Here is a 23,004-nt window from a genome sequence, read left to right as displayed (position 1 = left end):
GCATGAGCGACAACAGCCTGCGTCTGGTGTGGGTCTACCCCGACCTGCTGAGCACGTACGGAGACCAGGGCAACGCCCTCGTGGTGGAGCGCCGGGCGCGCCAGCGCGGACTGGACGTGCAGCGCGTGGACGTGCGCAGCGACCAGCCCATCCCCACCTCGGGCGACATCTACCTGATCGGCGGCGGTGAGGACCGCCCGCAGCGGCTCGCCGCGGAGCGCCTGCTGCGCGACGGCGGTCTGGAGCGGGCCGTCTCGAACGGGGCGATCGTCTTCTCCGTCTGCGCCGGCTACCAGATCCTCGGCAACGAGTTCGTCAACGACATGGGCGAACGCCAGGAGGGCCTCGGCCTGCTGGACGTGGTCACCGTGCGCGGCGAGGGCGAGCGGTGCGTCGGCGACGTCCTCGCGGACATCGACCCGCGCCTGAACCTGCCCCAGCTGACGGGCTTCGAGAACCACCAGGGCGTCACCCACCTCGGCCCGTCCGCACGGCCCTTCGCGCGCACCCGGCTGGGCCGCGGCAACGGCACGGGCGACGGCACCGAGGGCGCGTACAACGACACCGTCTTCGGCACCTACATGCACGGTCCCGTGATGGCCCGCAACCCGCAGATCGCGGACCTGCTGCTGAAGCTGGCCCTCGACGTGAACGCCCTGCCGCCCATCGACGACCGGTGGTACGAGGCGCTGCGCGCGGAGCGCATCGCGGCGGCCACGCAGCCCGCGTAGCACCGCGCGGACCGCTCATCGGGGCGGCCCCGCCATCATGTGTTCGGCCCGGTTTTCCCTTGGGGGAACCGGGCCGACGTGGTTTCGTACGACGAGTATGACCAGCATGTGGAGGATGGTTCAGTCCACCTCTCCACCGCTTGTAGGGTGGCCGTAGTTCCAACCGGACGACGTGGTCCGGTCGTCGGCCCACGTTGCAAAGGTCTTCCTGCCATGCGCATTGGTGTGCTCACCTCCGGCGGCGACTGCCCCGGCCTCAATGCGGTCATCCGCTCCGTCGTCCACCGCGCCGTCGTCGACCACGGCGACGAGGTCATCGGCTTCCACGACGGCTGGCGCGGCCTGCTGGAGTGCGACTACCGCAAGCTGGACCTCGATGCCGTGGCCGGCATCCTGGCCCGCGGCGGCACCATCCTGGGCTCCTCGCGGGTGCAGCCCGCGCACCTGCGCGACGGCGTGGAGCGGGCCCGCGGGCACGTCGCCGACCTCGGTCTGGACGCCATCATCCCGATCGGCGGCGAGGGCACCCTGAAGGCCGCGAACCTGCTCTCGCAGGCCGGTCTGCCGATCGTGGGCGTGCCGAAGACCATCGACAACGACATCGCCTCGACGGACGTCACGTTCGGCTTCGACACCGCCGTCGGAGTCGCCACCGAGGCGCTGGACCGGCTGAAGACCACCGCCGAGTCCCACCAGCGCGTGATGGTGGTGGAGGTCATGGGCCGCCACACCGGCTGGATCGCCCTGCACTCGGGCATGGCCGCCGGCGCGCACGCCATCGTCGTCCCGGAGCGCCCCTTCGACATCGACGAACTGACGGCGATCGTCGGCGAGCGCTTCTCCGCGGGCAAGCGGTTCGCGATCGTCGTGGTCGCCGAGGGCGCCAAGCCGCGCGCCGGCTCCATGGACTTCCAGGAGGGCGGCACCGACCAGTACGGGCACGAGCGCTTCGCCGGCATCGGCAACCTGCTCGCGGTCGAGCTGGAGCGGCGCCTGGGCAAGGAGGCCCGTCCGGTCATCCTGGGCCACGTCCAGCGCGGCGGTACCCCGACCGCGTACGACCGGGTCCTCGCCACCCGCTTCGGCTGGCACGCGGTCGAGGCGGCGCACCGCGGCGAGTTCGGGATGCTGACCGCCCTGCGCGGCACGGAGATCGAGATGGTCCCGCTCGCCGACGCGGTGCAGACCCTGAAGACGGTCCCGGCGGAGCGGTACTCCGAGGCGCAGAACGTTCTGTGATGTTTCCCCCCTTCTGGTCCGATATCCCGTAGTTGCCGCCCCCGGACGCCATCGCGTCCGGGGGCGGCACTACTGTGGTGGGGCACCACAGGTCAAGGGAGTGGACAGATGGATCACAGCGGGCACGGCATGGACATGAACATGGACCTGCCGCCGTTCACTCTCGGGCGCGGGCTGGAGTTCTCCTTCGACGCGTTCTTCCTGATCGGCTCGCTGGTGGGCCTCGGCCTGTACCTGTGGGGCGTGGTGCGGCTGCGCCGTCGCGGGGACGCCTGGTCGCCGGGCAGGACCATCGCCTTCACCGCCGGCGTGCTGAGCGTCGCCCTGGTGATGTGCACCAAGCTGAACGACTACGGCATGGTCATGTTCAGCGTGCACATGGTCCAGCACATGGTCATCAGCATGCTCTCCCCGATCCTGCTGCTGCTGGGCGCGCCGGTGACGCTGGCGCTGCGCGCGCTGCCGCCCGCGGCCCGCGGCCACAAGGGGCCGCGTGAGCTCCTGCTCATGCTGCTGCACAGCCGGTACATGAAGGTGATCACCCACCCGGTCTTCACGATCCCCCTGTTCATCGCCAGCCTCTACGCCCTCTACTTCACCCCGATCTTCGACTCCCTGATGGGGAGCAAGGCCGGCCACATCGGCATGATGGTGCACTTCCTGGCCGTCGGCCTGGTCTTCTTCTGGCCGATCATGGGCGTGGACCCGGGCCCGCACCGCCCCGGCTACGTGATGCGGATGCTGGAGCTGTTCGCCGGCATGCCGTTCCACGCCTTCTTCGGCATCGCGCTGATGATGGCGAGCGAGCCGATGATCAAGACGTACGCGAACCCGCCGGCCTCCCTCGGCATCGACCCGCTGCTCGACCAGCAGTGGGGCGGCGGCATCGCCTGGGCCTTCAGCGAGATCCCGTCCGTACTGGTCCTGATCGCGCTGGTCTACCAGTGGTACCACTCCGAGCAGCGGGCCGCGAAGCGCGCGGACCGGGCCGCGGACCGCGACGGCGACCAGGAGCTGGAGGCGTACAACTCCTATCTCGCCTCACTCCAAGCGCGTGGCCAGTAGCGCGCCGGCACCTTCGCGCGCGACCATGGGGCATGACCGGATCCGTTAAGGCGATGGCCGTCATGACCTTCGCCGCTCTGGTGGCCGTCGCCACGTACTCCGTGGCCCTCGGCAGCAACGGCTGGCTGTGGTTCGGGTGGGTCGTTCTCGGCCTGCTGACCGCCGGCATGGCAGCGTCCCAGAAGACCTGAACGGACGCCTGCGCACCGTCCGCCCCTCCCGCCTCAGGCCCCCTACCGCAGGCCCCCCACCTCAGGCCCCTCCCCGGGCCCGGCTCCTTCGGCCGATTCCGACCGGCCCTCCCGTGAACCCCCGGCGACGCCGTCCCTTCTGGTCGGATTCTGCTTCGTCATGCCCATCCGGCACCGCGTCCGGCACACTGGCCTGACCCCCAGGCGAAGGGAAAATGCCCAGGTGTTCTACCACTTGCTCAAGCACGTGCTGCTCGGTCCGCTGCTCCGGCTGCTGTTCCGTCCGCGCATCGAGGGACTGGAGAACATCCCCGGGGAGGGGGCCGCGATCATCGCGGGCAACCACCTGTCGTTCTCCGACCACTTCCTGATGCCCGCCATCCTCAAGCGACGGATCACCTTCCTCGCCAAGGCCGAGTACTTCACCGGACCCGGGGTGAAGGGGAAGCTGACCGCGTTCTTCTTCCGCAGCGCCGGGCAGATCCCGGTGGACCGCTCCGGCAAGGACGCCGGGCAGGCCGCGCTGCGCGAGGGGCTCGGGGTACTGGCCGAGGGGGAGCTGCTGGGCATCTACCCGGAGGGCACCCGCTCCCACGACGGGCGGCTCTACAAGGGCAAGGTGGGCGTGGCCGCGATGGCGCTCGGAGCCGGGGTGCCCGTCGTGCCCTGCGCGATGGTCGGGACCTTCGAGATCCAGCCGCCCGGGCAGAAGATCCCGAACATCCGGCGCGTGACCATCCGCTTCGGCGAGCCGCTGGACTTCTCCCGGTACGCCGGGATGGAGCGCGAGCGGGCCGTACTGCGGGCCGTGACCGACGAGATCATGTACGCGATCCTCGGCCTGTCCGGCCAGGAGTACGTCGACCGGTACGCCGCCGAGGTCAAGGCCGAAGAGGAGGAAGCGCGGAAGAAGGCCCGGCGCAAGACGCGCTGAGCCTTCTCCCACGCATGGCCGGCCGGGCTTGGGCCCCTTACCGTCCTAGCGGACGGCGGGCAGCTCCTCCAGCGCCGGAAGCGCCGAGGCCGGAGCCTTCTCCAGGGAGCGGGCGGCGGCCGGAGCCGGGGCGACCGGAGTGGCGTGCGGACCGCACTTCACGTCCTTGGCGTCGACCTTGCCGGTCAGCAGGTAGGCGTCCACCCGGGTGTTGATGCAGGGGTTCACCAGGCTGGTGACACCGTGCGAGCCGGCGTTCTGCTCGGTGATCAGACGCGAACCGGCCAGGCGGCGGTGCATCTCGACACCGCCCTCGTACGGAGTGGCGGCGTCACGCTCGGACTGGACGATCAGGACCGGCGGCAGGCCGCGCTTGGCACCGACCTCGATCGGGTTGCTCTGCTTGGCCTTCCAGGTCGCGCAGGGCAGGTTCATCCACGCGTTGGACCAGGTCAGGAACGGGTACTTCTCGTGCAGCTTGGAGTTGTCCCGGTCCCACTTGGCCCAGCTGGTCGGCCACTTGGCGTCGGCGCACTCGACCGCGGTGTAGACGGCGTTGCTGTTCTCGGACGCGGCGTTGCCCGCGGTGTCCGACATGTCCGGGGAGATCGCCTCGATCAGCGGCTTCTCGTCACCGGCGGCCCAGGCGCTGAACGCCTGCGCGACCGGGACCCATGAGGAGTCGTAGTACGGGGCGCCCTGGAAGAAGCCGATGAGCTCGTTCGGGCCGACGACCCCGCCCAGCGGGTTGGCCTTGGCCTTGGCGCGCAGCTCCTGCCACTTGGCCTCGACCTTGGCGCGGGTGTTGCCGAGGTGGAAGACGCCGTCGTTCTTGGCGACCCAGTCCTGCCAGTCGTTCCAGCGCATCTGGAAGGCCACGTCCTGGCCGAGGTTGGCCTCGTACCAGATGTTGTCGGTGTCCGGGTTGACCACGCTGTCGACGATCATGCGGCGCACGTGGGTCGGGAACAGCGTCGCGTAGACGCCGCCGAGGTAGGTGCCGTAGGAGACGCCGAGGTAGTTCAGCTTCTTCTCGCCGAGCGCGGCCCGGATGACGTCCAGGTCGCGCGCGGTGTTCGGCGTGGTCATGTGCGGCAGCATCTCGCCGCTGCGCTCCTTGCAGCCGTCCGCGTACTCGGCGGCCAGCTTGCGCTGGGCGCGCTTGTCCGCCTCGCTGGAGGGGACCGGGTCGGCCTTGGGAGCCTTGACGAACTCCTGCGGGTCGATGCAGGAGATCGGGGCGGAGTGGCCGACGCCGCGCGGGTCGAAGCCCACGAAGTCGTACGCCTTGGAGGTGTTGACCCACAGCGGGCTCTTGGTGGTGACCCGGCGCGGGAAGCGCATGCCGGAGCCGCCGGGGCCGCCCGGGTTGTAGACGAGCGCGCCCTGGCGCTCTTCCTTCGTGCCGGTGCTGCCGATCCGGTCGACCGCGAGGTCGATGGTCTTGCCGAACGGCTTGGAGTAGTCCAGCGGGACCTTGACCCAGCCGCACTGGATCGGGGCCTCGAAGCCCCAGTCGGCGGGGCAGTCCTTCCACTCGACCCCGGTGGCGGCGGCGCGGGCGGCGGCCAACTGGACGCCCAGCGCCTCCGGGAACCCGCTGTTCTGGCTGGACGGGGCCGCGGCTGCCGGCGTGGCCAGCAGCAGGCCCGCGGCCAGTGCTCCGGTGATCAGAGTGGCAGCGCTCCCCAGCGCTGCAGTGCGTATCACGTGGTTGTTCCCCCTGCGTCAGACCCGGCCGGAGAAGGCCGGGTCGGGTCGGTCGGGTCGGTCGGTCGAACAGGGGGATCCTTTCGCCTGACCAACACCTGACAACAGAGCGAGGTCGCGTTCTTTGCCAACCCGATAACCGGAAAGGCGTGTACCGCTGAGCGGTGTCCCATTCCTCCCAGGTTCGCTCAGCTGTTACCAGCCATACGTGCGACACGCCGCGTCGAGTACCTCGCGCAGCCGCAAGGCGTCCGGCGCCAGGGCCGTCACCAGGACGGCGGGACCCGCCAGCGGGGTGACGGCCGCGAACTCCCCGAGTACGGCGGCGGCCGGCGGCGATCCGGCGAACGCCGGGTCCACGACCAGGAGCTGACCGAGCGTCCGGTGGCCGGCGAGCCCCGCCGGGCCGTCCCAGCCGCCGGGCGCGCCCGGTCCGCAGGCCAGCTCCTGGTCCAGCAGCGGGATCCCGCCCCGGGTCACGGTGAGCCGGCTTCGCAGCAGGCCCGGTTCCTCCCCCGACCGGCCCAGCACCTGCTCCTCGCGCAGCAGCAGCCGGGCCGTGGGGGCGAGTTCGGCGCGGGTGCGCACCCGCAGGTCACTGCCGCGCACGGAGACCAGCGGCTCCGGCAGCCACCGCACCGCCGAGTCCTCGGCCAGCGTCAGCCGTACGTCGTACCGCGCGGGCTCGCCCCCGCGGCCGGGCAGCGCGAGGGTGGCGGCCGCGGAGGCCAGGGCGAGCCGGGCGCCGGGACCGGCGGCGGCCTCCACGGTGAGGTGGTCCCCGCCGAGCGGGGCGCTCATCGCGCCGACCAGCATCACGCCGGCCTCGGCTCCCGCGCCCCGGGTACGGCGCAGCGCCAGCGGTCCCTCCCCGGCCAGCAGGGGCAGGGCGGTTCCGCCCCGGCCGTCGGCGACGGCGGCGATCCGGGCGGTGGCCCGTACCCCGGCCGGCGTCGTGGGGGGCTCGGGCGGGGCCGGCCGGACCGGGCCGGGCGGAGCCGGGGCCGGCAGGGCGGCGGGAGGCGCGCCGGCCACCGTAAGACTCACCGGGCGGCCCAGGCGGCGATCCGCTCGCGCACCCACGCCGCCACCGGGGCCACGCCTTCGGTGCCGCGCAGCGACTGGAAGGCCACCGGGAGTTCGCCGCGCTGCTCGGCGGCGTCGCGGGCCATCCGGTCCAGGTCGGAGCCCACGTAGGGGGCGAGGTCGGTCTTGTTGACGACGAGCAGGTCGGCGGTGGTGACCCCGGGGCCGCCCTTGCGCGGGATGTCGTCGCCGCCGGCCACGTCGATGACGAAGATCTGGGCGTCTACGAGGCCGCGCGAGAAGGTGGCGGTGAGGTTGTCGCCGCCGGACTCGACGAGGATCAGGTCGAGCGGACCGACCGTCTCCTCCAGCTCCTCCACCGCCTCCAGGTTGGCCGAGATGTCGTCGCGGATGGCGGTGTGCGGGCAGGCGCCGGTCTCCACCGCGCTGATCCGCTCGGGCGGCAGCACCGCCTCGCGCAGCAGGAACTCGGCGTCCTCGCGCGTGTAGATGTCGTTGGTGACGACGGCCATGGACAGCTCGGTGCGCAGGGCGCGGCAGAGTGCGGCGACGGTGGCGGTCTTGCCGGAGCCGACGGGTCCGCCGAGTCCGATGCGCAGGGCGCGGCGCGAGCCGTCCGCCCGTACCGGCTCGGCGCCGTGGGTGTGGCGCTGGGGGTAGGTCACGCCGTGGTCGAGGTGCATGGGGATCTCCGGTCGTGGAGGTGGTCGAAAAGGGCGAGGGGGCCGGTCAGGAGGCGAACAGCCGTACCGGCCAGTCGGCATGGGCCTGCGCCGCGATGTCGAGCAGCGGCGAAGAGGCCGCGGGCAGGGCGTCCGGGCCGTCCCGGCGGGCGCGGTCCGCTGCCCGCGCGGCCCTGGCCGAGACGGCGTCGAGCTCGGGGGCGAGGCTCGCCAGGACCCCGCTCGCCTGGAAGGGGTCGAGGCCGAGGAGCCGTACCGTCGCCGTCGCCGGTCCGCTCACGCTCTCGTACGCCGCCACGTGCGCGGCCTCCAGCGGCCCGAGCCCGGCCGCGCGGGCGGTCAGCCCGAGCACCACCGGCTGGTGCGCGCCCCGAGGGAAGGCCGCGGCGAGCGCGTCGAGTTCGGCGGCGGGCCAGGTGGCCCGGGCGGCGCGCAGCAGCTGGCGGCCCAGCCTCCGGGCCGCGGTGCGCAGTGCGGGCGAGGGCGTACGGGCGTCGGCCGCGGCGTCGAGGACCGCGGGGTCGAGCGCGAGGGCCGCGGCCGCGGCGAGCGCGGCGGCGGTGAGTCCGGCGGTGTGGAGCCGGCCGCGGCAGAACTCCTCCAGGGTGGCGGCGTCGTGGATGCGGCCGGCCTTGCAGGCCGCCTCGGCCCCGCCGGAGTGGGCGTGGCCCCCGGCGGGGAACCGTCCGTCGGCGAGGACGAGCAGGGCGGCGAGGCTCACGGGGCGGCGCCCGTCGGTAGCGCTCCCATGTCAGAAGAGGAAATATCGCTGGGCCATGGGCAGTTCCGCGGCGGGCGCGGGCTCCACCACCTCGCCGTCGATGGTGACGGTGAAGGTGTCGGCGTCGACCTCGACCCGCGGCATGGCCTCGTTGTTGCGCATGTCTGTCTTGCCCACTTTTCGGGTGCTCTCGATGGCCACGAACTGCTTGCCGAGTCCGAGCCGTTCGGGAAGCGCGTCGTCGAGCGCGGCCTGCGCGGTGAAGTTGAGGGAGTTCAGCCCGGGGGCCCGGCCGTGGCTGCCGAACATCGGACGGGGCAGCACGGGCTGCGGGGTCGGGATGGACGCGTTGGCGTCGCCCATCTGCGCGTAGGCGATCTGGCCGCCCTTGACGACCATTTCCGGCTTGACCCCGAAGAAGGCGGGCGACCACAGCACGAGGTCCGCCAGCTTGCCGGTCTCCACCGAGCCGATCTCGCGGGCGAGTCCCTGGGCCACGGCGGGGTTGATCGTGTACTTGGCGACGTACCGGCGGGCGCGGTGGTTGTCGGCCGGTCCGTCGCCGGGCAGGAAGCCGCGCCGCTTCTTCATCACGTGGGCGGTCTGCCAGGTGCGCATCACGACCTCGCCGACGCGGCCCATGGCCTGGGAGTCGGAGGAGATGATGGAGATCGCGCCGAGGTCGTGCAGGACGTCCTCGGCGGCGATGGTCGAGGGCCGGATCCGGGACTCTGCGAAGGCCAGGTCCTCGGGGACGGCCGGGTTCAGGTGGTGGCAGACCATCAGCATGTCGAGGTGTTCCTCGATGGTGTTGACGGTGTGCGGCCGGGTCGGGTTGGTGGAACTGGGCAGGATGTTCGGCTCGGAGACCACGGTGATGATGTCGGGTGCGTGCCCGCCGCCCGCCCCCTCGGTGTGGTACGAGTGGATCGTCCGCCCGGCGATGGCGGCGAGGGTGTCGCCGACGAATCCGGCCTCGTTGAGGGTGTCGGTGTGGATGGCGACCTGGGCGCCGGTCTCGTCGCAGACGGTGAGGCACGCGTCGATGACGGCGGGGGTGGCCCCCCAGTCCTCGTGGATCTTGAAGCCGAGGGCGCCGCCGCGCAGCTGCGAGTGCATGGCCTCGCGGGACATGGTGTTGCCCTTGCCCAGCAGGCCGATGTTGACGGGGTAGGACTCCAGGGCGGCGAACATCCGCGCGAGGTGCCAGGGTCCGGGGGTGACGGTCGTGGCCTTGCTCCCCTCGGCGGGGCCGGTGCCGCCGCCGACGAGGGTGGTGATGCCGGAGGCAAGGGCCTCGTCGATGACGGTCGGCGAGATGAAGTGCACGTGGGCGTCGATGGCGCCCGCCGTGACGATCTTCCCGTTGCCCGCGATGATCTCGGTCTCGGGGCCGATCACGAGTGCGGGATCCACCCCGTCCATGGTGTCGGGGTTGCCGGCCTTCCCGATGCCGCAGATGCGGCCGTCGCGGATGCCGACGTCGGCCTTGACGATGCCCCAGTGGTCGAGGACGACGACCCCGGTGATCACGGTGTCGGGGGCGCCCTCGGCACGCGTGGTGCGGGCCTGGCCCATCGACTCGCGAATCACCTTGCCCCCGCCGAACACGGCCTCGTCGCCGGAGCGTCCCGGTCCGCCGCTGAGGTCCTGCTCGATCTCGACGAAGAGGTCGGTGTCCGCGAGCCGGATGCGGTCGCCCGCGGTCGGCCCGAAGAGGTCGGCGTAGGCGCGCCGGTCGAGCTCAGCCATCGAGCGGCCCCCCGGTCTCCCCGCGCAGGCCCGGTACGGTGCGCAGCCCGCCGAGCGGTACGAGTTCCACCGCGACCGGGATGCCCGGCTCGAAGCGCACGGCCGTGCCGGCGGCGATGTTGAGCCGCAGCCCGCGGGCGGCCGGGCGGTCGAAGTCGAGGCCGGGGTTGGCCTCGGCGAAGTGGTAGTGGGAGCCGACCTGGACGGGCCGGTCGGCGGCGTTGAGTACGGTGAGGCGGGTGACGGGCCGGCCCTCGTTGAGGCGCACCGGGCCGTCCCCGTGGACGATTTCGCCGGGGATCATGCGGGTTCTCCCCTTCAGACGATCGGGTCGTGGACGGTGACGAGCTTGGTTCCGTCCGGGAAGGTCGCCTCGACCTGGACGTCGTGGATCATCTCGGGGATCCCCTCCATCACGTCGGCGCGCCCGAGCACCGTGCGGCCCGATGCCATGAGTTCGGCCACGGTCCGCCCGTCGCGGGCCCCTTCGAGGATGTGCGAGGTGATCAGGGCGACCGCCTCGGGGTGGTTGAGGAGGACGCCGCGCGCCTTGCGCTTCTCGGCCACGTCCGCGGCCACGTGGATGAGCAGTCGTTCCTGCTCGTGCGGTGTCAGTTGCACTCGTATCACCAAGTTTCCGGGACCAGATCAGCGTCGCGCCGGGCCGACCCTAGCCGCCTTCAACACTTTGTTGACCTGCGTATATCCGAGCCAAGCGTCTCTTGCCCAATGCAGGGGAAGGCTTTCCTTCCCGACCACCGCCGCTTTGCCGAAGGATGGGTGATCATTGACGGAACGTCGCGCCCGCCACGCTAGACGGCGCGCTTTTCCGCCGCGTTAACCCACGTTTCGGGGAAGCACCCGGTCCAACTCCCCGGCCGCCCGGGCGCGGTGCCGCGGAGCGCGGGCAGGGCTGAGCGCGGGTCAGGCGGGTCAAGGCCTCAAGGGGCAGCGGGCCGGAGAGTCAGAGGACCAGAGGGCCAGAGGGCCAGAGGGCCGGAAGGTCAACAGCCCGAAATGCTCTCCACGGGGGCCCCGACGGGCCAGGGAAGGGCGATCCAGACGGTCTTGCCGCCGTCCTCGGTGGGGCTGACGGTGAGCCGGCCGCCCGCTTCGGCGGTGAGCCAGCGGATGATGACCATCCCCCGGCCGTTGTCCTGCTGGACGGCGGCCGGGAGTCGCCGGGGCCAGCGCGGGTGACTGTCGGTCACCCCGACGCGCAGCCACTCCCCGCGCTCCAGACGCACGTCGACGGTGAAGGTCGGCGACTGGCCGAAGGTGTGCTGGACGGCGTTGGTGGCGAGCTCCGAGACGATCAGCCGCACGCTGTCGGCGGTGTCGGTCTCGTCGGGCAGTCCCCATTCACCGAGCACCTCCGCGACGTAGCGGCGGGCGGTGGCGACCGAGGCGGGATCGCTCGGCAGAGTGACGGATGCTTCCTGGTGGTCTGCCATGGCGACGGTCCCTTTCCCACCGGGGCGAACCGCCCCGGATCTGTGCTGGACGCCAGAGTGCCACCCATCGTCCCGTCGGCGCGGCCGTTCCCCCAAGATATGCATATATCTGTCGCTCAATGCGGTGAACTCTGCTACGGAAGAGCGTATTTGGACGGCAGACTGGTGCGAGCTGTGCCGGTGGAAGGAGGCGGGTATGCAGCACGGTCCCGCGGTGCGTCGGCGCAAGCTCGGCGAGGAACTGCGCGCCCTGCGCGACCGGACCGGACTCACCAGTGGTGAGGCCGCCCGGATCGCGGGGTGGCACCAGTCGAAAATCAGCCGCATCGAGACAGGGCGCAGTGGCGTGAAACCGGAGGACATCCGCCTCCTCCTCGATGTGTACGCGAAGGTCGTCAGCCCCGAGCAGCGGGCGCTGCTGGAGGCCCTGTCGGCCTCGGCGGCGGGACCCGGGGCGGGCGGTGGCGAGGCCGGGCGCGGCCGCCAGTGGTGGCACGACTACCGGGGCCTGCTGCCCCAGGAGTACCGGGACTTCATCAGCCTGGAGGCGAGCGCCCGTTCGGCCCGTACGGTCGAGCTGTCGGTGGTTCCGGGCCTGTTGCAGACCCCGGAGTACGCGCGGTCGGTGACCCGGGCCGCGCTGGGCGGGCTGCCGGAGCCCAAGGTCGACGCGCTGGTCGACGTACGGCTGGCGAGGCAGTCGGTGCTGCGGGCGGATCCGCCGCTGGAGCTCAGCGCGGTGCTGGACGAGGCGGTGCTGCGGCGGCAGATCGGCGGGCCCGGGGTGATGGCGGCGCAGTTGCGGCATCTGGTGCAGGTGGCCCGGTTGCCGCAAGTGCGTTTGCAGGTACTGCCGTTCAGCGTGGGGGGTCATCTCGGCCTGACAGGACCGTTCGTAATTTTCTCATTTCCGAACATCGCCGATCTGGATGTGGTGGTACTCGACCATTTGACGAGTAGCCTCTACCTGGAGCGGAAGGAAGACCTTGAGGCGTACAGCGCCGCATTCCGCACCATCCAGGCGCACGCCCTACCGCCCCAGGACTCGTCGGATCTCATCAGCTCACTCGCTGACGACGCGTAAGGAGGCACCCCCGTGTCCGCAACCCCCCTCTCCACCAGCGGACTTCTGATCAGCGCGCGGTGGCGGCGGAGCAGCCGCAGCACCGGAATGAACAACTGCGTGGAAACCGCCGTGCTCGGTGGCGGCGGCCTGCTGGCCGTCCGCGACTCGAAGCGGACGGACGGCCCGGCCGTGCTCTTCACCGGGCCGGCCTGGGACGGCTTCCTCGCAGCCGTACGGGCCGGCGCGGACGTACTCGCGTGAGGCCCTAGCGGTCCGTGGCACCGGCGGGGGCGGTCCTCAGGATCGTCTCGACGGCCCGGTCGATCTCGTCCCCCGTGAGATCGGCCCGTGCGGTCAGCCGCAGCCGGGAGATGCCGTCCGGCACCGACGGCGGACGGAAGCACCCCACGGACAGACCTGCCTCGCGGCAGTCGGCGGCCCAGCGCAGTGCCGCCGAAGCCGACGGGGCCCGTACCGACACCACGGCCGCGTCCGGCCGGGCCGCGGTCAGGCCGGACGCGGTGAGCCGTCCGTACAGCCGGTCGGCCACCTCGCGGGCCCGGCCGGCGCGCTCCGGCTCCCGCCGGAGCAGGCGCAGGCTCGCCAGTGCCGCACCCGCGGCGGCCGGCGCCAGCCCGGTGTCGAAGATGAAGGTCCGCGCCGTGTTGACCAGGTGCCGGATCACCTTGGCCGGACCGAGCACGGCCCCGCCCTGGCTGCCCAGGGACTTCGAGAGCGTGAGGGTGGCGACCACCCCGGGCGCCCCCGCGAGTCCGGCGGCGTGCAGGGCTCCTCGGCCGCCCTCGCCCAGGACGCCCAGCCCGTGCGCGTCGTCCACGACCAGGGCCGCGCCCCGCTCCCGGCAGGCGGCGGCGTACGCGGCGAGCGGAGCGGCGTCCCCGTCCACGGAGAACACCGAGTCGCTGATCAGCAGCGCCCGGCCCTCGTGCGTGGCGAGCGTCTTGCGCGCGGCCTCCGGATCGGAGTGCGGCACCACTTCGACCGCGGCGCGCGAGAGCCGGCAGCCGTCGACGATCGAGGCGTGGTTGCCGGCGTCGGACACGACGAGGGTGCCGCGGTCGCTGAGCGCGGTGACGGCCGCCAGGTTGGCGGCGTACCCGGAGGACAGCACGAGCGCGGCCTCGAATCCGCAGAACTGCGCGAGCTCGTGCTCAAGCTCCGCATGAAGCTCGGTCGTACCGGTCACCAGGCGTGATCCAGTGGCCCCCGCCCCCCACCGCTCGGCGGCCTCACGGGCGCCGCGTACGGTCTCCGGGTGCCGGGACAGGCCGAGGTAGTCGTTGCTCGCGAGGTCCAGCAGCGGCGAGGCGGCCGGGCGGGGGCGCAGCGTCCGGACGAGTCCGGCCTGCTCACGGGCCAGCTCCGCGTCGTCGATCCAGGCGAACACGTCATCGGGCTCGGGGCTGTGCTGGCTCATCGGCGGGTCCTCGTTTTTTGTCGGCAGTCCACAGACCTGCCTGACCCTAACGGCCGTCACTTGAGTGTCAGGTGTGGCGATCCACACACTCCGTTCCGGCCATGTTGTGCGATCTCTCCTTGGCCGGGAGTGCTCGTGTAGTCCAGGATCGGCGTCATGGACCTGCTGAACACCCTGGTGGACAAGGGGCTGCGGCGCGAGCTGCCGACCCGCGAAGAGGCGCTCGCCGTACTGGCGACCTCTGACGACGAACTGCTCGACGTGGTGGCCGCGGCCGGCAAGGTGCGCCGCCAGTGGTTCGGGCGTCGGGTCAAGCTGAACTACCTGGTCAACCTGAAATCCGGCCTCTGCCCCGAGGACTGCTCCTACTGCTCCCAGCGGCTGGGCTCGAAGGCCGAGATCCTCAAGTACACGTGGCTGAAGCCCGAGGAGGCCTCCCAGGCGGCCGCGGCGGGTGTCGCGGGCGGAGCCAAGCGCGTGTGTCTGGTGGCGAGCGGCCGCGGCCCGACGGACCGCGACGTGGACCGGGTCGGCAAGACGATCGAGGCGATCAAGGAGCAGAACGAGGGCGTCGAGGTCTGCGCCTGCCTCGGTCTGCTCTCGGACGGCCAGGCCGAGCGTCTGAAGGACTCGGGTGCCGATGCCTACAACCACAACCTCAACACCTCCGAGGCCACGTACGGCCAGATCACCAAGACCCACACCTACGCGGACCGTGTCGACACGGTGCAGAAGGCGCACGCGGCGGGCCTGTCGGCCTGCTCCGGTCTGATCGCGGGCATGGGCGAGAGCGACGAAGACCTGGTCGACGTCGTCTACTCGCTGCGCGAGCTGGACTCCGACTCGGTGCCGGTCAACTTCCTCATCCCCTTCGAGGGCACCCCGCTGGCCAAGGAGTGGAACCTCACCCCGCAGCGCTGCCTGCGGATCCTGGCGATGGTCCGGTTCGTCTGCCCCGACGTGGAGGTCCGGATCGCCGGCGGCCGCGAGGTGCACCTGCGCTCGATGCAGCCGCTCGCGCTGAACATCGCCAACTCCATCTTCCTCGGCGACTACCTCACCAGTGAGGGCCAGGCCGGCCAGGCCGACCTCGACATGATCGCGGACGCCGGTTTCGAGGTGGAGGGCGCCGGTACGACGACCCTGCCGGCGCACCGTGCGGACGCGCTGGCCGCCGCCCGGAACGCGGCGGCCCAGGGCCCGTGCGGCTCCTCGGCCGCCGAGGCGGGCTGCGGTTCCGCGTGCGGCGGCTGCTCGGGCCACGGGCAGGAGGCCGTCCCGGCGCAGGCGTCGGCACCCGAGCCGGCCGCGGCATCCGGCCCCGCCCAGGCTCCGGCGGGCGATGTCCGCCCGGACCTGGTGGCGGTCCGCCGCCGGGGCGCGGGAACGGACCTCGCCCCCAATGCCTGATCAGCACCACTCGCTGCCGGCCGCGGAGCTGCTCGCGCTGGACCGGCAGCACGTCTGGCACCCGTACGGTCCGATGCCGGGGCGGCAGGAGCCGCTGGTGGTCTCCTCCGCCTCCGGCGTCCGGCTGCGGCTGGCCGAGCCCTCGCAGGGGCAGGACGAGCTGGTCGACGGCATGTCCTCGTGGTGGTCGGCGATCCACGGGTACAACCACCCGGCGCTGAACGAGGCCGTGACCGACCAACTCGGCCGGATGTCGCACGTGATGTTCGGCGGGCTCACCCACGAGCCCGCCGTCCGCCTCGCCTCCCGGCTGGTCGAGATCACCCCGCCCGGTCTGGAGCACGTCTTCCTCGCCGACTCGGGATCCGTCTCGGTCGAGGTCGCGGTGAAGATGTGCCTGCAGTACTGGCGCTCCATCGGCCGGTCCGGCAAGAACCGGCTGATGACCTGGCGCGGCGGCTACCACGGGGACACCTGGACGCCGATGGGCGTCTGCGACCCCGAGGGCGGCATGCACGAGCTCTGGTCGGGGATCCTCCCCCAGCAGCTCTTCGCGGACGTCCCGCCGAGCGGGTTCGACGCGCCCGTGGACCCCGCGTACGTCGACCACCTGCGCTCCCTGCTCGCCGCGCACGCGGACGAGCTGGCCGCGGTGATCGTGGAACCGGTGGTGCAGGGCGCGGGCGGCATGCGCTTCCACAACCCGGGGTACCTGCGGGTGCTGCGCGAACTGTGCGACGAGTACGACGTCCTGCTCGTCCTGGACGAGATCGCGACGGGCTTCGGCCGCACCGGCGCCCTGTTCGCGGCGGACCACGCCGGGATCACTCCGGACGTGATGTGCCTCGGCAAGTCCCTCACCGGCGGCTACCTGACGCTGGCCGCCACCTTGTGCACGGAGCGGGTGGCGAACGGGATCTCCCGGGGCGCCGTTCCGATCCTGGCCCACGGACCGACCTTCATGGGCAACCCGCTCGCCACGGCCGTGGCGCTGGCCTCGATCGACCTGCTCCTCGGGCAGGACTGGCAGCGCGAGGTCAAGCGCATCGAGGCGGGCCTGTCGCAGGGCCTGGCGTCGGCGCGCGAGCTGCCCGGTGTGCGGGACGTACGGGTCCTGGGCGCGATCGGCGTGGTCCAGCTGACGCACGAGGTCGACGTGGCCGCGGCGACCCGGGCCGCGGTCCGCGCAGGCGTGTGGGTACGTCCCTTCCGCGACCTGATCTACGTGATGCCACCGTTCGTCACGGGCGACGCCGACGTGGCCCGCATCTGCCGCGCGGTGTGCGCGGCGGCGCAGGAGGGCTGACATGACGGTACTGATGGTCTCGGGCACGGGCACGGAGATCGGCAAGACGGTGGTCACGGCGGCGCTCGCGGCCGCCGCGGTGGCGGCGGGCCGCTCGGTGGCGGTCCTGAAGCCGGCTCAGACGGGCATGGAGCCCGGCGCTCCGGGCGACGCGGCGGAGGTGGTCCGCCTCGCCGGGCCCTCGGTCACGGCGGTGGAACTGGCCCGCTATCCGGAGCCGTTGGCCCCGGACACCGCGGCCCGCCGGGCGGGGCTGGCGACGCTCTCCCCCCAGGAGATCGCGGACGCGGCGCGGGAGCTGTCCCGCTCGCACGACCTGGTCCTGGTGGAGGGGGCGGGCGGGCTGCTGGTCCGCTTCGACGAGGCCGGCCACACCCTGGCCGACGCCGCCCGCCTGCTCGACGCACCGGTCCTGGTGGTCGCCCCGCCGGCGCTGGGCACCCTCAACTCCACGACGCTGACGGCGGAAGCCCTCCGGGCGCGGGGCCTGGCGGCGCCGGGCGTGGTCATCGGCAGCTGGCCGGCGGAGCCGGACCTGGCCTGCCGCTGCAACCTGGCGGACCTCCCGTCGTCCTCGGGGCTCCCGCTGCTGGGCGTCGTACCCGAGGCCTCGGGCTCCCTGTCCCCGGAGTCCTTCCGCGAGGCGGCCCCGACGTGGCTCTGCGCCGACCTCTCTGGCTCGTGGTCGCCGGAGTCCTTCCTGACGGCCTGGCAGCCCTGAGCGGTGCGCCCGGGGGCCCGGCCGACGGGTCAGCGGCCCCCGGCCGGCGGGCCGGGGCCCCGATCCGCAGGCCGGGCCCCTCGATCGTCAGTGGCCGCCACGGGGCTCGTTGCATCCGCCCTCCATGTAGACGGCGTGCGCCCGCACGCTCACCGGCGGGGTCAGACGACCCGTCACGCACGGCCCGCTCTCCGGGATCGCCAGGACGAACGAGAGGTCGCCCGTGCTCGACGCGTACACGTCCGCGGTCTCCGGCTTGTAGCCCATCCCGGTCAGCAGCGCGCCGAGCTCCTGCGCCGTCCGCGGTGCGCCCTTCCCGTCGGAGCCGCCCAGCGCCGCGTTGATCCGGGCGGCGTGCGCGTCGCCCCGGCACTGGTCCGCGGGCGTGAGAGTGCCCTGCTGCTTGTACGCGTGGTTCTCCGCGTACTTGCGCGCCTCGGGGTCCGTGGGCAGGTCGTCCGGTGCGGCCGACCGGCTCGGGAGTGCAGTCGGCTTCCCCGCGCACGCCGCGGCCACCGCGGGGAAGAGCTCGTCGTGGCGGGCCACCGCGGCCGCCGCCCGGGCGGCGTAGTCCGGAGTCGGGCTCAGGGACGGGAGCGGGGACGGGGCCCCGGCCCCGGCCCCGGCGCTCCCGGGCACCTTGGTGCCGCATGCGGTCAGGACGAGCAGTCCTGCGGCGAGCAGCACCGCACCGGCGGGGGTCGTACGGGAGGTCACGGGGTCTCCGCTCTCGAATCCTGCGATCAGCCGATTGTCATCACCGCGCGGCGCCGGGCACATGAGTACGCGTACTCAGAGGGCGGGTTGGGCGCCGGTCACCCGCGGGCACCGGTTACGGGGCGCCCGGGCGGGGAACACGCCCGGCAGGCCCGCCCACCCGTCGCTCTTCACCCGGAGGTCCGCCATGCCCTCACCGCACCGCGACCCGGACTCCGTCGACCATCCGCTCTTCGCCCGGTTCTACGCCCGGCTCAGCACCACCGCCGACGCCCGCGGCGGCGTACGCGGTCTTCGCCGCGAGCTCCTGCACGGGGTGTCGGGCCGCGTCATCGAGATCGGGGCGGGCAACGGCCTGAACTTCGCCCACTACCCGCGCGCCGTCTCCGAGGTCGTCGCCGTCGAACCGGAGCGCCGTCTTCGCCGGCTCGCGGCCGACGCCGCCCTGCGCGCCGAGGTCCCGGTCGATCTCGTGCCGGGGGTCGCCGAGGCGCTTCCCGTGAAGAGCGAGGCCTTCGACGCCGCCGTGGCCTCCCTGGTGCTGTGCACCGTACGGGACCTGCCGCGCGCGCTCTCGGAGCTCCACCGCGTGCTGCGCCCGGACGCCGAGCTGCGCTTCTTCGAGCACGGCCGCGCGCCCGCCGCCGGCATGGCCGCCGTCCAGCGGACGCTGGACCGGACCGTCTGGCCCCGCCTCTTCGGCGGGTGCCACACCGCCCGGGAGCCCGTCGCCGCGATCGAGGCCGCCGGCTTCCGGGTCACCTCGTGCCGCGCCTTCCGGCTGCCGGAGCGCGGACCGGCGCTTCCGACCTCGTACTGCGTGATCGGTACGGCACGCCGCGGTCCCGCGTAACCCGCGAAGGTCCTGCACCACCTCTCGGCCGACCCTCAGGCCAGCGGCTTGACCCAGCGCGTCCAGTGGTCCTCGGGGTGGTAGCCGCCCGCCGTCCACGCCCCCTGCGCCCGCTCGTTGCGGTCCAGCACCATCGCGTCCGCGCGCCGTCCGCCGAGCTCGCGGAACCGCTCCTCCGCGGCGGCCAGCAGCGCGGATCCGATGCCGCGGCGGCGGTGGTCCGGATGCACCGCGAGCCGGTAGAGGTGGCAGCGCCAGCCGTCGAAGCCCGCGATCACGGTGCCCATCAGTTCTCCCTCGCGCCGGGCGAGCAGCAGGGCGTGCGGGTCGCGGGCGTGGAGGCGCTCGACCCCGGCGAGGTCGTCACTGATACTCGTTCCCTCGGCGGCCGTCTTCCAGAAGTCGAGCACGGCGGTGAGATCGGCGGCGGCCGCGGGACCGATGTGAAGATCACTCATGGCCGGATCCCATCATCCGGTTGCGCTCCGCCAAAAGGATGATCCGGCCTCTTTGCCTTTCCTTTACTATGGTGACCAGCAGTCGGCCGACCCGGAACCGACCCGAACGAAAGGTGTGAGCGTCCGCCCATGGGCGAGCCCCCCAGTACCCGACGTCGCGCGACACCCCTCCTCCTGGCTGATCATGGGACGGAGGTGACCGACCGATGACCGAAGTGCTCCTGCTCCTCGTGGCGCTGCTGCTCTGCCTTGCCTGCGGGGCCTTCGTCGCGGCCGAGTTCTCGCTGACCACCGTTGAGCGCAGTGAGCTCGAACAGGCCGCCGAGCGGGGAGAGCGCGGAGCCGAGAGCGCCCTCGCGGCCGTCCGGAGCCTGACGTTCCAGCTCTCCGGAGCCCAGCTCGGCATCACCGTGACCGGCCTGGTCATCGGCATGATCTCCAAGCCCTCGATCGCCGCTCTGCTCCAGGGCCCCTTCGAGGCCCTGGGGCTGTCCGCCGGCGCCGCCTCCTCCACCGCCCTGATCCTGGGCACGGTGCTGTCGACCGTCGTCCTGATGGTCGTGGGCGAGCTGGTGCCCAAGAACTGGGCGATCTCCTCCCCGCTGGCCATCGCCAAACGCGTGGCCACCACGCAGCGGGTCTTCACCCGCGCGTTCCGGCCGTTCATCAGCCACCTGAACACCACGGCGAACCACATGGTCCGCCGGCTCGGCATGGAGCCGGCCGAGGAGCTGGCCTCCGCGCGCACCCCGCAGGAGCTGGTGGCGCTGGCCCGGCACTCCGCGAAGGCGGGCGCGCTGGAGAAGGACACCGCCGAGCTGTTCGTGCGGACCCTGAACCTGGCCGACCTGACCGCCGAGAACGTCATGACCCCGCGGGTCCAGGTCACGGCCCTCGATGTGCAGACCACCGCCGAGGACGTGGCGAACGCGACGCTCGCGACCGGCCTGTCCCGCTTCCCCGTCTACCGGGGCAGCCTCGACACGGTCGTCGGCACCGTCCACATCAAGGACGTGCTCGCGCTGCCCGCCGAGGAACGCCACCGCCGCCCCGTCTCCCGGCTGCTGCGCGACCCGCTGCTGGTACCCGAGTCGCTGACCGTGGACCGGCTGCTGGACCTGCTGTCCGGCCGCCAGACGATGGCCGTGGTGATCGACGAGTACGGCGGCACGGCCGGCGTGGTCACCCTGGAGGACATCGTCGAGGAGGTCGTCGGCGAGGTGCGCGACGAGCACGACCCGCACGAGACCTCCGACCTGGCCCCGGCCGGTACGGACGCCTCCGGACGCCGCCTGTACTCCGCCGACGGCTCCGTGCGCACCGACCAGCTGGAGCGGATCGGACTGCGCGTCCCGGACGGCCCGTACGAGACCCTCGCCGGGCTGATAGCGACGGAGCTGGGCCGGATCCCGGCCGTCGGCGACGGCATGGAGCTGGCCGGCTGGCGGCTCGACGTGCAGGACGCGAGCGGCCGGCGGGCCGCGCGGGTGCTGCTGCACGCCCCGGTCGACCCGGCACAGGAGCCGTCGGACAAGGGTGAGGAGGGGGCCCGATGACCGTCATCCAACTGCTGATCGGCCTGGCGACCCTGGTCGTCAACGCCTTCTTCGTCGGCGCGGAGTTCGCGCTGATCTCGGTGCGGCGCAGCCAGATCGAGCCGTACGCCGAGCAGGGCGACCGGCGGGCCCGGGCCGTGCTGTGGGCGCTGGAGCACGTGTCGGCGCTGATGGCGGCGGCCCAGCTGGGCATCACCCTGTGCACCCTGGTGCTGGGTGTGGTGGCCGAGCCGGCCATCGCGCACCTGCTGACCCCGCTGTTCGATCTCGTCGGGGTGCCCTCCGGGCTGACGCACGCGATCTCGTTCGTGGTGGCGCTGGCACTGGCGACCTACCTGCACATGCTCTTCGGCGAGATGGTGCCGAAGAACGTGGCCCTGGCCGAGCCGGTGCGCACCGCGCTCCTGCTCGGTCCGCCGCTGGTGACCCTGACCCGGGCGCTCAGGCCGGTGATCTTCGCGATCAACGCCTTCGCCAACCTCCTGCTGCGTCTGCTGCGGGTGGAGGTGAAGGACGAGGTCGCGGCGACCTTCTCGGACGACGAGCTGGCCCGGATCGTGAAGGACTCCAGTGACGCGGGGCTGATCGACGACCGCGCGAGCGAGCGGCTGCACGACGCCCTGGAGCTGGGCCGGCGGCCGGTCACCGATGTGGTGCTGCCGCTGGACGGGGTCGTCGTGGCCCGGGAGGGCGTCACGCCGGCGGCTCTGCAGCGCCTGTCGGCCGAGTCCGGGTACTCCCGTTTCCCGGTGATCGACGCGCAGGCCGGGATCCTCGGATACCTGCACGTCAAGGACGCCCTGGATGCGGACGGGCCGGAGCGGGACGAGCCCTTCCCGGTGTCCGCGCTGCGTCCGATCGCCCAGGTACGGGCGGAGACCCCGCTGGACGACGTGCTGACCGCGATGCGGCGCAGTCGGACCCACCTGGCGGCGGTCATGGGCTCGGGCGGGGCGATGACGGGCCTGGTCACGATGGAGGACGTGCTGCGCGAGCTGTTCGGCAGGCCGGCCTCCGCCTGAGGTGGCCCCCGCCGCGGCGGTGCCCCCGGCCCTGCGGGGCCGGGGTACCGCGCGGTAGCATCGCTGCGCCATGGAGATGAATGCCTCTTACACCAGTTTCGTCGCGGTCGGCGACTCCTTCACGGAGGGCATGTCCGACCTGCTGCCCGACGGCTCCTACCGCGGCTGGGCCGATCTGCTGGCCGCCCGCCTCGCGGCGCGCGAGCCGGGTTTCCGCTACGCGAACCTCGCGGTGCGCGGGAAGCTGATCGGGCAGATCGCCGAGGACCAGGCCCCGGTCGCGGCGGCGATGGGCGCGGACGTGGTGACGCTGGTCGGCGGTCTGAACGACGCGCTGCGGCCGAAGGTGGACATGGGCAGGGTGCGCGGGTACCTGGAGGAGGCCGTGGGGCTGCTGGCCCCCACGTGCAAGACGCTCGTGCTGATGCGCTCGCCGGGGCGCAACGGGCCGGTGATGGACCGCTTCCGGCCGCGCATGGAGGAGGTCTTCGTCATCATCGAGGAGCTCGCCGCCCGTCACGGGGCCCTGGTCGTGGACCTGTACGGGGCCGGCGTGCTGGCCGATCCCCGGATGTGGGACGTGGACCGGCTGCACCTGACGGCCGAGGGCCACCGCCGGGTGGCCGAGGCGGTTTGGCAGACGCTGGGCCTGCCGCCCGAGCAGGACTGGCGCGCCGAACTCCCGGCCGCCGTGCCGCCGGGCTGGGCCTCGCGCCGCTCGCAGGACCTGAGCTTCGCCCGGCAGCACCTGCTGCCGTGGGTCGGCCGCCGGCTGACGGGCCGCTCCTCCGGGGACGGCCGCCCGGCCAAGCGCCCGGAGCTGCTGCCGTACGAGGTCAGCGCGGGCGAGCCGCTCTCGTAGCAAGGCACAATCCGGGGCAGGGTCCCGACCTGCGTAAACGCACAGCCGCGGCCCAAGTAGAATCCCTA

The 23,004-nt window shown here is 72.5% G+C and carries 25 protein-coding genes; 14 read left to right on the top strand and 11 right to left on the bottom strand.

Features of this window, described 5'->3' with window-relative positions:
- Positions 1 to 2: 2 nt before the first annotated feature.
- The 5 genes from AB0M92_RS18685 to AB0M92_RS18665 all read left to right on the top strand — a co-directional run bounded on the left by AB0M92_RS18685 (position 3) and on the right by AB0M92_RS18665 (position 4,160).
- Complete coding sequence (locus AB0M92_RS18685; protein WP_366103289.1) at positions 3 to 731, top strand: glutamine amidotransferase; 729 nt, start codon at positions 3 to 5, stop codon at positions 729 to 731.
- Between the two features lie 213 nt (positions 732 to 944).
- A complete protein-coding gene (locus tag AB0M92_RS18680; protein ID WP_366103288.1) occupies positions 945 to 1,970 on the top strand; it encodes a 6-phosphofructokinase in 1,026 nt (341 codons plus the stop codon).
- Positions 1,971 to 2,078: 108 nt separating this feature from the next.
- On the top strand, positions 2,079 to 3,035 hold the full coding sequence (locus tag AB0M92_RS18675) for a cytochrome c oxidase assembly protein (protein WP_366103287.1): 957 nt from the start codon (positions 2,079 to 2,081) through the stop codon (positions 3,033 to 3,035).
- A gap of 32 nt (positions 3,036 to 3,067) precedes the next feature.
- Entirely contained in the window at positions 3,068 to 3,226 is a 159-nt protein-coding gene (locus AB0M92_RS18670; protein ID WP_366103286.1) for a hypothetical protein, read from the top strand.
- Between the two features lie 223 nt (positions 3,227 to 3,449).
- A complete protein-coding gene (locus AB0M92_RS18665; protein ID WP_366103285.1) occupies positions 3,450 to 4,160 on the top strand; it encodes a lysophospholipid acyltransferase family protein in 711 nt (236 codons plus the stop codon).
- Positions 4,161 to 4,205: 45 nt separating this feature from the next.
- Here the strand turns inward: AB0M92_RS18665 and AB0M92_RS18660 are convergent, their stop codons facing one another.
- The 8 genes from AB0M92_RS18660 to AB0M92_RS18625 form a co-directional block, all read right to left on the bottom strand.
- The gene (locus AB0M92_RS18660; protein WP_366103284.1) at positions 4,206 to 5,870 is read right to left on the bottom strand and encodes an alpha/beta hydrolase; all 1,665 of its coding nucleotides are present in this window, start codon (positions 5,868 to 5,870) and stop codon (positions 4,206 to 4,208) included.
- Positions 5,871 to 6,065: 195 nt separating this feature from the next.
- Positions 6,066 to 6,794 (bottom strand): urease accessory protein UreD, encoded by a 729-nt coding sequence (locus tag AB0M92_RS18655; protein WP_366103462.1) that lies wholly within the window; start codon positions 6,792 to 6,794, stop codon positions 6,066 to 6,068.
- Between the two features lie 119 nt (positions 6,795 to 6,913).
- The gene (ureG, locus tag AB0M92_RS18650) at positions 6,914 to 7,600 is read right to left on the bottom strand and encodes an urease accessory protein UreG (RefSeq protein WP_366103283.1); all 687 of its coding nucleotides are present in this window, start codon (positions 7,598 to 7,600) and stop codon (positions 6,914 to 6,916) included.
- Between the two features lie 46 nt (positions 7,601 to 7,646).
- On the bottom strand, positions 7,647 to 8,321 hold the full coding sequence (locus AB0M92_RS18645; RefSeq protein WP_366103282.1) for an urease accessory UreF family protein: 675 nt from the start codon (positions 8,319 to 8,321) through the stop codon (positions 7,647 to 7,649).
- 30 nt (positions 8,322 to 8,351) lie between these two features.
- Positions 8,352 to 10,073, bottom strand: a complete 1,722-nt coding sequence (locus AB0M92_RS18640; protein ID WP_366103281.1) for an urease subunit alpha — start codon at positions 10,071 to 10,073, stop codon at positions 8,352 to 8,354.
- A complete protein-coding gene (locus AB0M92_RS18635; RefSeq protein WP_030860667.1) occupies positions 10,066 to 10,377 on the bottom strand; it encodes an urease subunit beta in 312 nt (103 codons plus the stop codon). Before AB0M92_RS18635 ends, AB0M92_RS18640 begins: the two co-directional genes overlap by 8 nt.
- 14 nt (positions 10,378 to 10,391) lie before the next feature.
- Entirely contained in the window at positions 10,392 to 10,694 is a 303-nt protein-coding gene (locus AB0M92_RS18630) for an urease subunit gamma (RefSeq protein WP_048476832.1), read from the bottom strand.
- A 383-nt stretch (positions 10,695 to 11,077) separates the two neighbouring features.
- Positions 11,078 to 11,527 carry an ATP-binding protein gene (locus AB0M92_RS18625; protein WP_366103280.1) on the bottom strand — a complete coding sequence of 150 codons (450 nt, stop codon included), beginning with the start codon at positions 11,525 to 11,527 and terminating at the stop codon, positions 11,078 to 11,080.
- A 196-nt stretch (positions 11,528 to 11,723) separates the two neighbouring features.
- Here AB0M92_RS18625 and AB0M92_RS18620 point away from each other — a divergent pair, with 196 nt between their 5' ends.
- Positions 11,724 to 12,611, top strand: coding sequence for a helix-turn-helix transcriptional regulator (locus AB0M92_RS18620; RefSeq protein ID WP_366103279.1), 888 nt, complete (start codon positions 11,724 to 11,726; stop codon positions 12,609 to 12,611).
- A 12-nt stretch (positions 12,612 to 12,623) separates the two neighbouring features.
- Positions 12,624 to 12,854: a DUF397 domain-containing protein gene (locus AB0M92_RS18615; protein ID WP_366103278.1), complete on the top strand. Its 231-nt coding sequence runs from the start codon at positions 12,624 to 12,626 to the stop codon at positions 12,852 to 12,854.
- Positions 12,855 to 12,858: 4 nt separating this feature from the next.
- On the opposite strand, the gene AB0M92_RS18610 is transcribed toward AB0M92_RS18615, so the two are convergent.
- Positions 12,859 to 14,031, bottom strand: coding sequence for an 8-amino-7-oxononanoate synthase (locus tag AB0M92_RS18610; RefSeq protein WP_366103277.1), 1,173 nt, complete (start codon positions 14,029 to 14,031; stop codon positions 12,859 to 12,861).
- Positions 14,032 to 14,187: 156 nt separating this feature from the next.
- Between AB0M92_RS18610 and bioB the strand changes: the two genes are divergently transcribed.
- From bioB to bioD, 3 genes are read left to right on the top strand one after another with little or no spacing between them, the layout of a single operon-like run.
- Positions 14,188 to 15,441 (top strand): biotin synthase BioB, encoded by a 1,254-nt coding sequence (bioB, locus tag AB0M92_RS18605; protein WP_366103276.1) that lies wholly within the window; start codon positions 14,188 to 14,190, stop codon positions 15,439 to 15,441.
- Entirely contained in the window at positions 15,434 to 16,747 is a 1,314-nt protein-coding gene (locus AB0M92_RS18600) for an adenosylmethionine--8-amino-7-oxononanoate transaminase (RefSeq protein WP_366103275.1), read from the top strand. The genes bioB and AB0M92_RS18600 overlap by 8 nt, the downstream gene beginning before the upstream one ends.
- Position 16,748: 1 nt before the next feature.
- Positions 16,749 to 17,468 carry a dethiobiotin synthase gene (gene bioD / locus AB0M92_RS18595; protein WP_366103274.1) on the top strand — a complete coding sequence of 240 codons (720 nt, stop codon included), beginning with the start codon at positions 16,749 to 16,751 and terminating at the stop codon, positions 17,466 to 17,468.
- An 87-nt stretch (positions 17,469 to 17,555) separates the two neighbouring features.
- Here the strand turns inward: bioD and AB0M92_RS18590 are convergent, their stop codons facing one another.
- Positions 17,556 to 18,185, bottom strand: a complete 630-nt coding sequence (locus tag AB0M92_RS18590) for a hypothetical protein (protein ID WP_366103273.1) — start codon at positions 18,183 to 18,185, stop codon at positions 17,556 to 17,558.
- Between the two features lie 187 nt (positions 18,186 to 18,372).
- On the opposite strand from AB0M92_RS18590, the gene AB0M92_RS18585 reads away from it, so the two are divergent.
- A complete protein-coding gene (locus AB0M92_RS18585; protein WP_366103272.1) occupies positions 18,373 to 19,038 on the top strand; it encodes a class I SAM-dependent methyltransferase in 666 nt (221 codons plus the stop codon).
- Between the two features lie 35 nt (positions 19,039 to 19,073).
- On the opposite strand, the gene AB0M92_RS18580 is transcribed toward AB0M92_RS18585, so the two are convergent.
- Positions 19,074 to 19,496, bottom strand: coding sequence for a GNAT family N-acetyltransferase (locus tag AB0M92_RS18580; protein ID WP_366103271.1), 423 nt, complete (start codon positions 19,494 to 19,496; stop codon positions 19,074 to 19,076).
- Between the two features lie 206 nt (positions 19,497 to 19,702).
- Between AB0M92_RS18580 and AB0M92_RS18575 the strand changes: the two genes are divergently transcribed.
- From AB0M92_RS18575 to AB0M92_RS18565, 3 genes are all read left to right on the top strand, one after another.
- The gene (locus tag AB0M92_RS18575) at positions 19,703 to 21,052 is read left to right on the top strand and encodes a hemolysin family protein (protein ID WP_366103270.1); all 1,350 of its coding nucleotides are present in this window, start codon (positions 19,703 to 19,705) and stop codon (positions 21,050 to 21,052) included.
- Positions 21,049 to 22,074: a hemolysin family protein gene (locus AB0M92_RS18570; RefSeq protein ID WP_366103269.1), complete on the top strand. Its 1,026-nt coding sequence runs from the start codon at positions 21,049 to 21,051 to the stop codon at positions 22,072 to 22,074. Before AB0M92_RS18575 ends, AB0M92_RS18570 begins: the two co-directional genes overlap by 4 nt.
- Positions 22,075 to 22,144: 70 nt before the next feature.
- Complete coding sequence (locus AB0M92_RS18565; protein ID WP_366103268.1) at positions 22,145 to 22,936, top strand: SGNH/GDSL hydrolase family protein; 792 nt, start codon at positions 22,145 to 22,147, stop codon at positions 22,934 to 22,936.
- The last annotated feature ends 68 nt before the right edge of the window (positions 22,937 to 23,004 follow it).

Origin of the sequence: Streptomyces sp. NPDC051582 (assembly GCF_040681715.1) — a bacterium.
Classification (GTDB): Bacteria; Actinomycetota; Actinomycetes; order Streptomycetales; family Streptomycetaceae; genus Streptomyces.
Note: the sequence above shows the minus strand (reverse complement) of the source record. Positions and strands in the feature narration are given on the sequence as shown.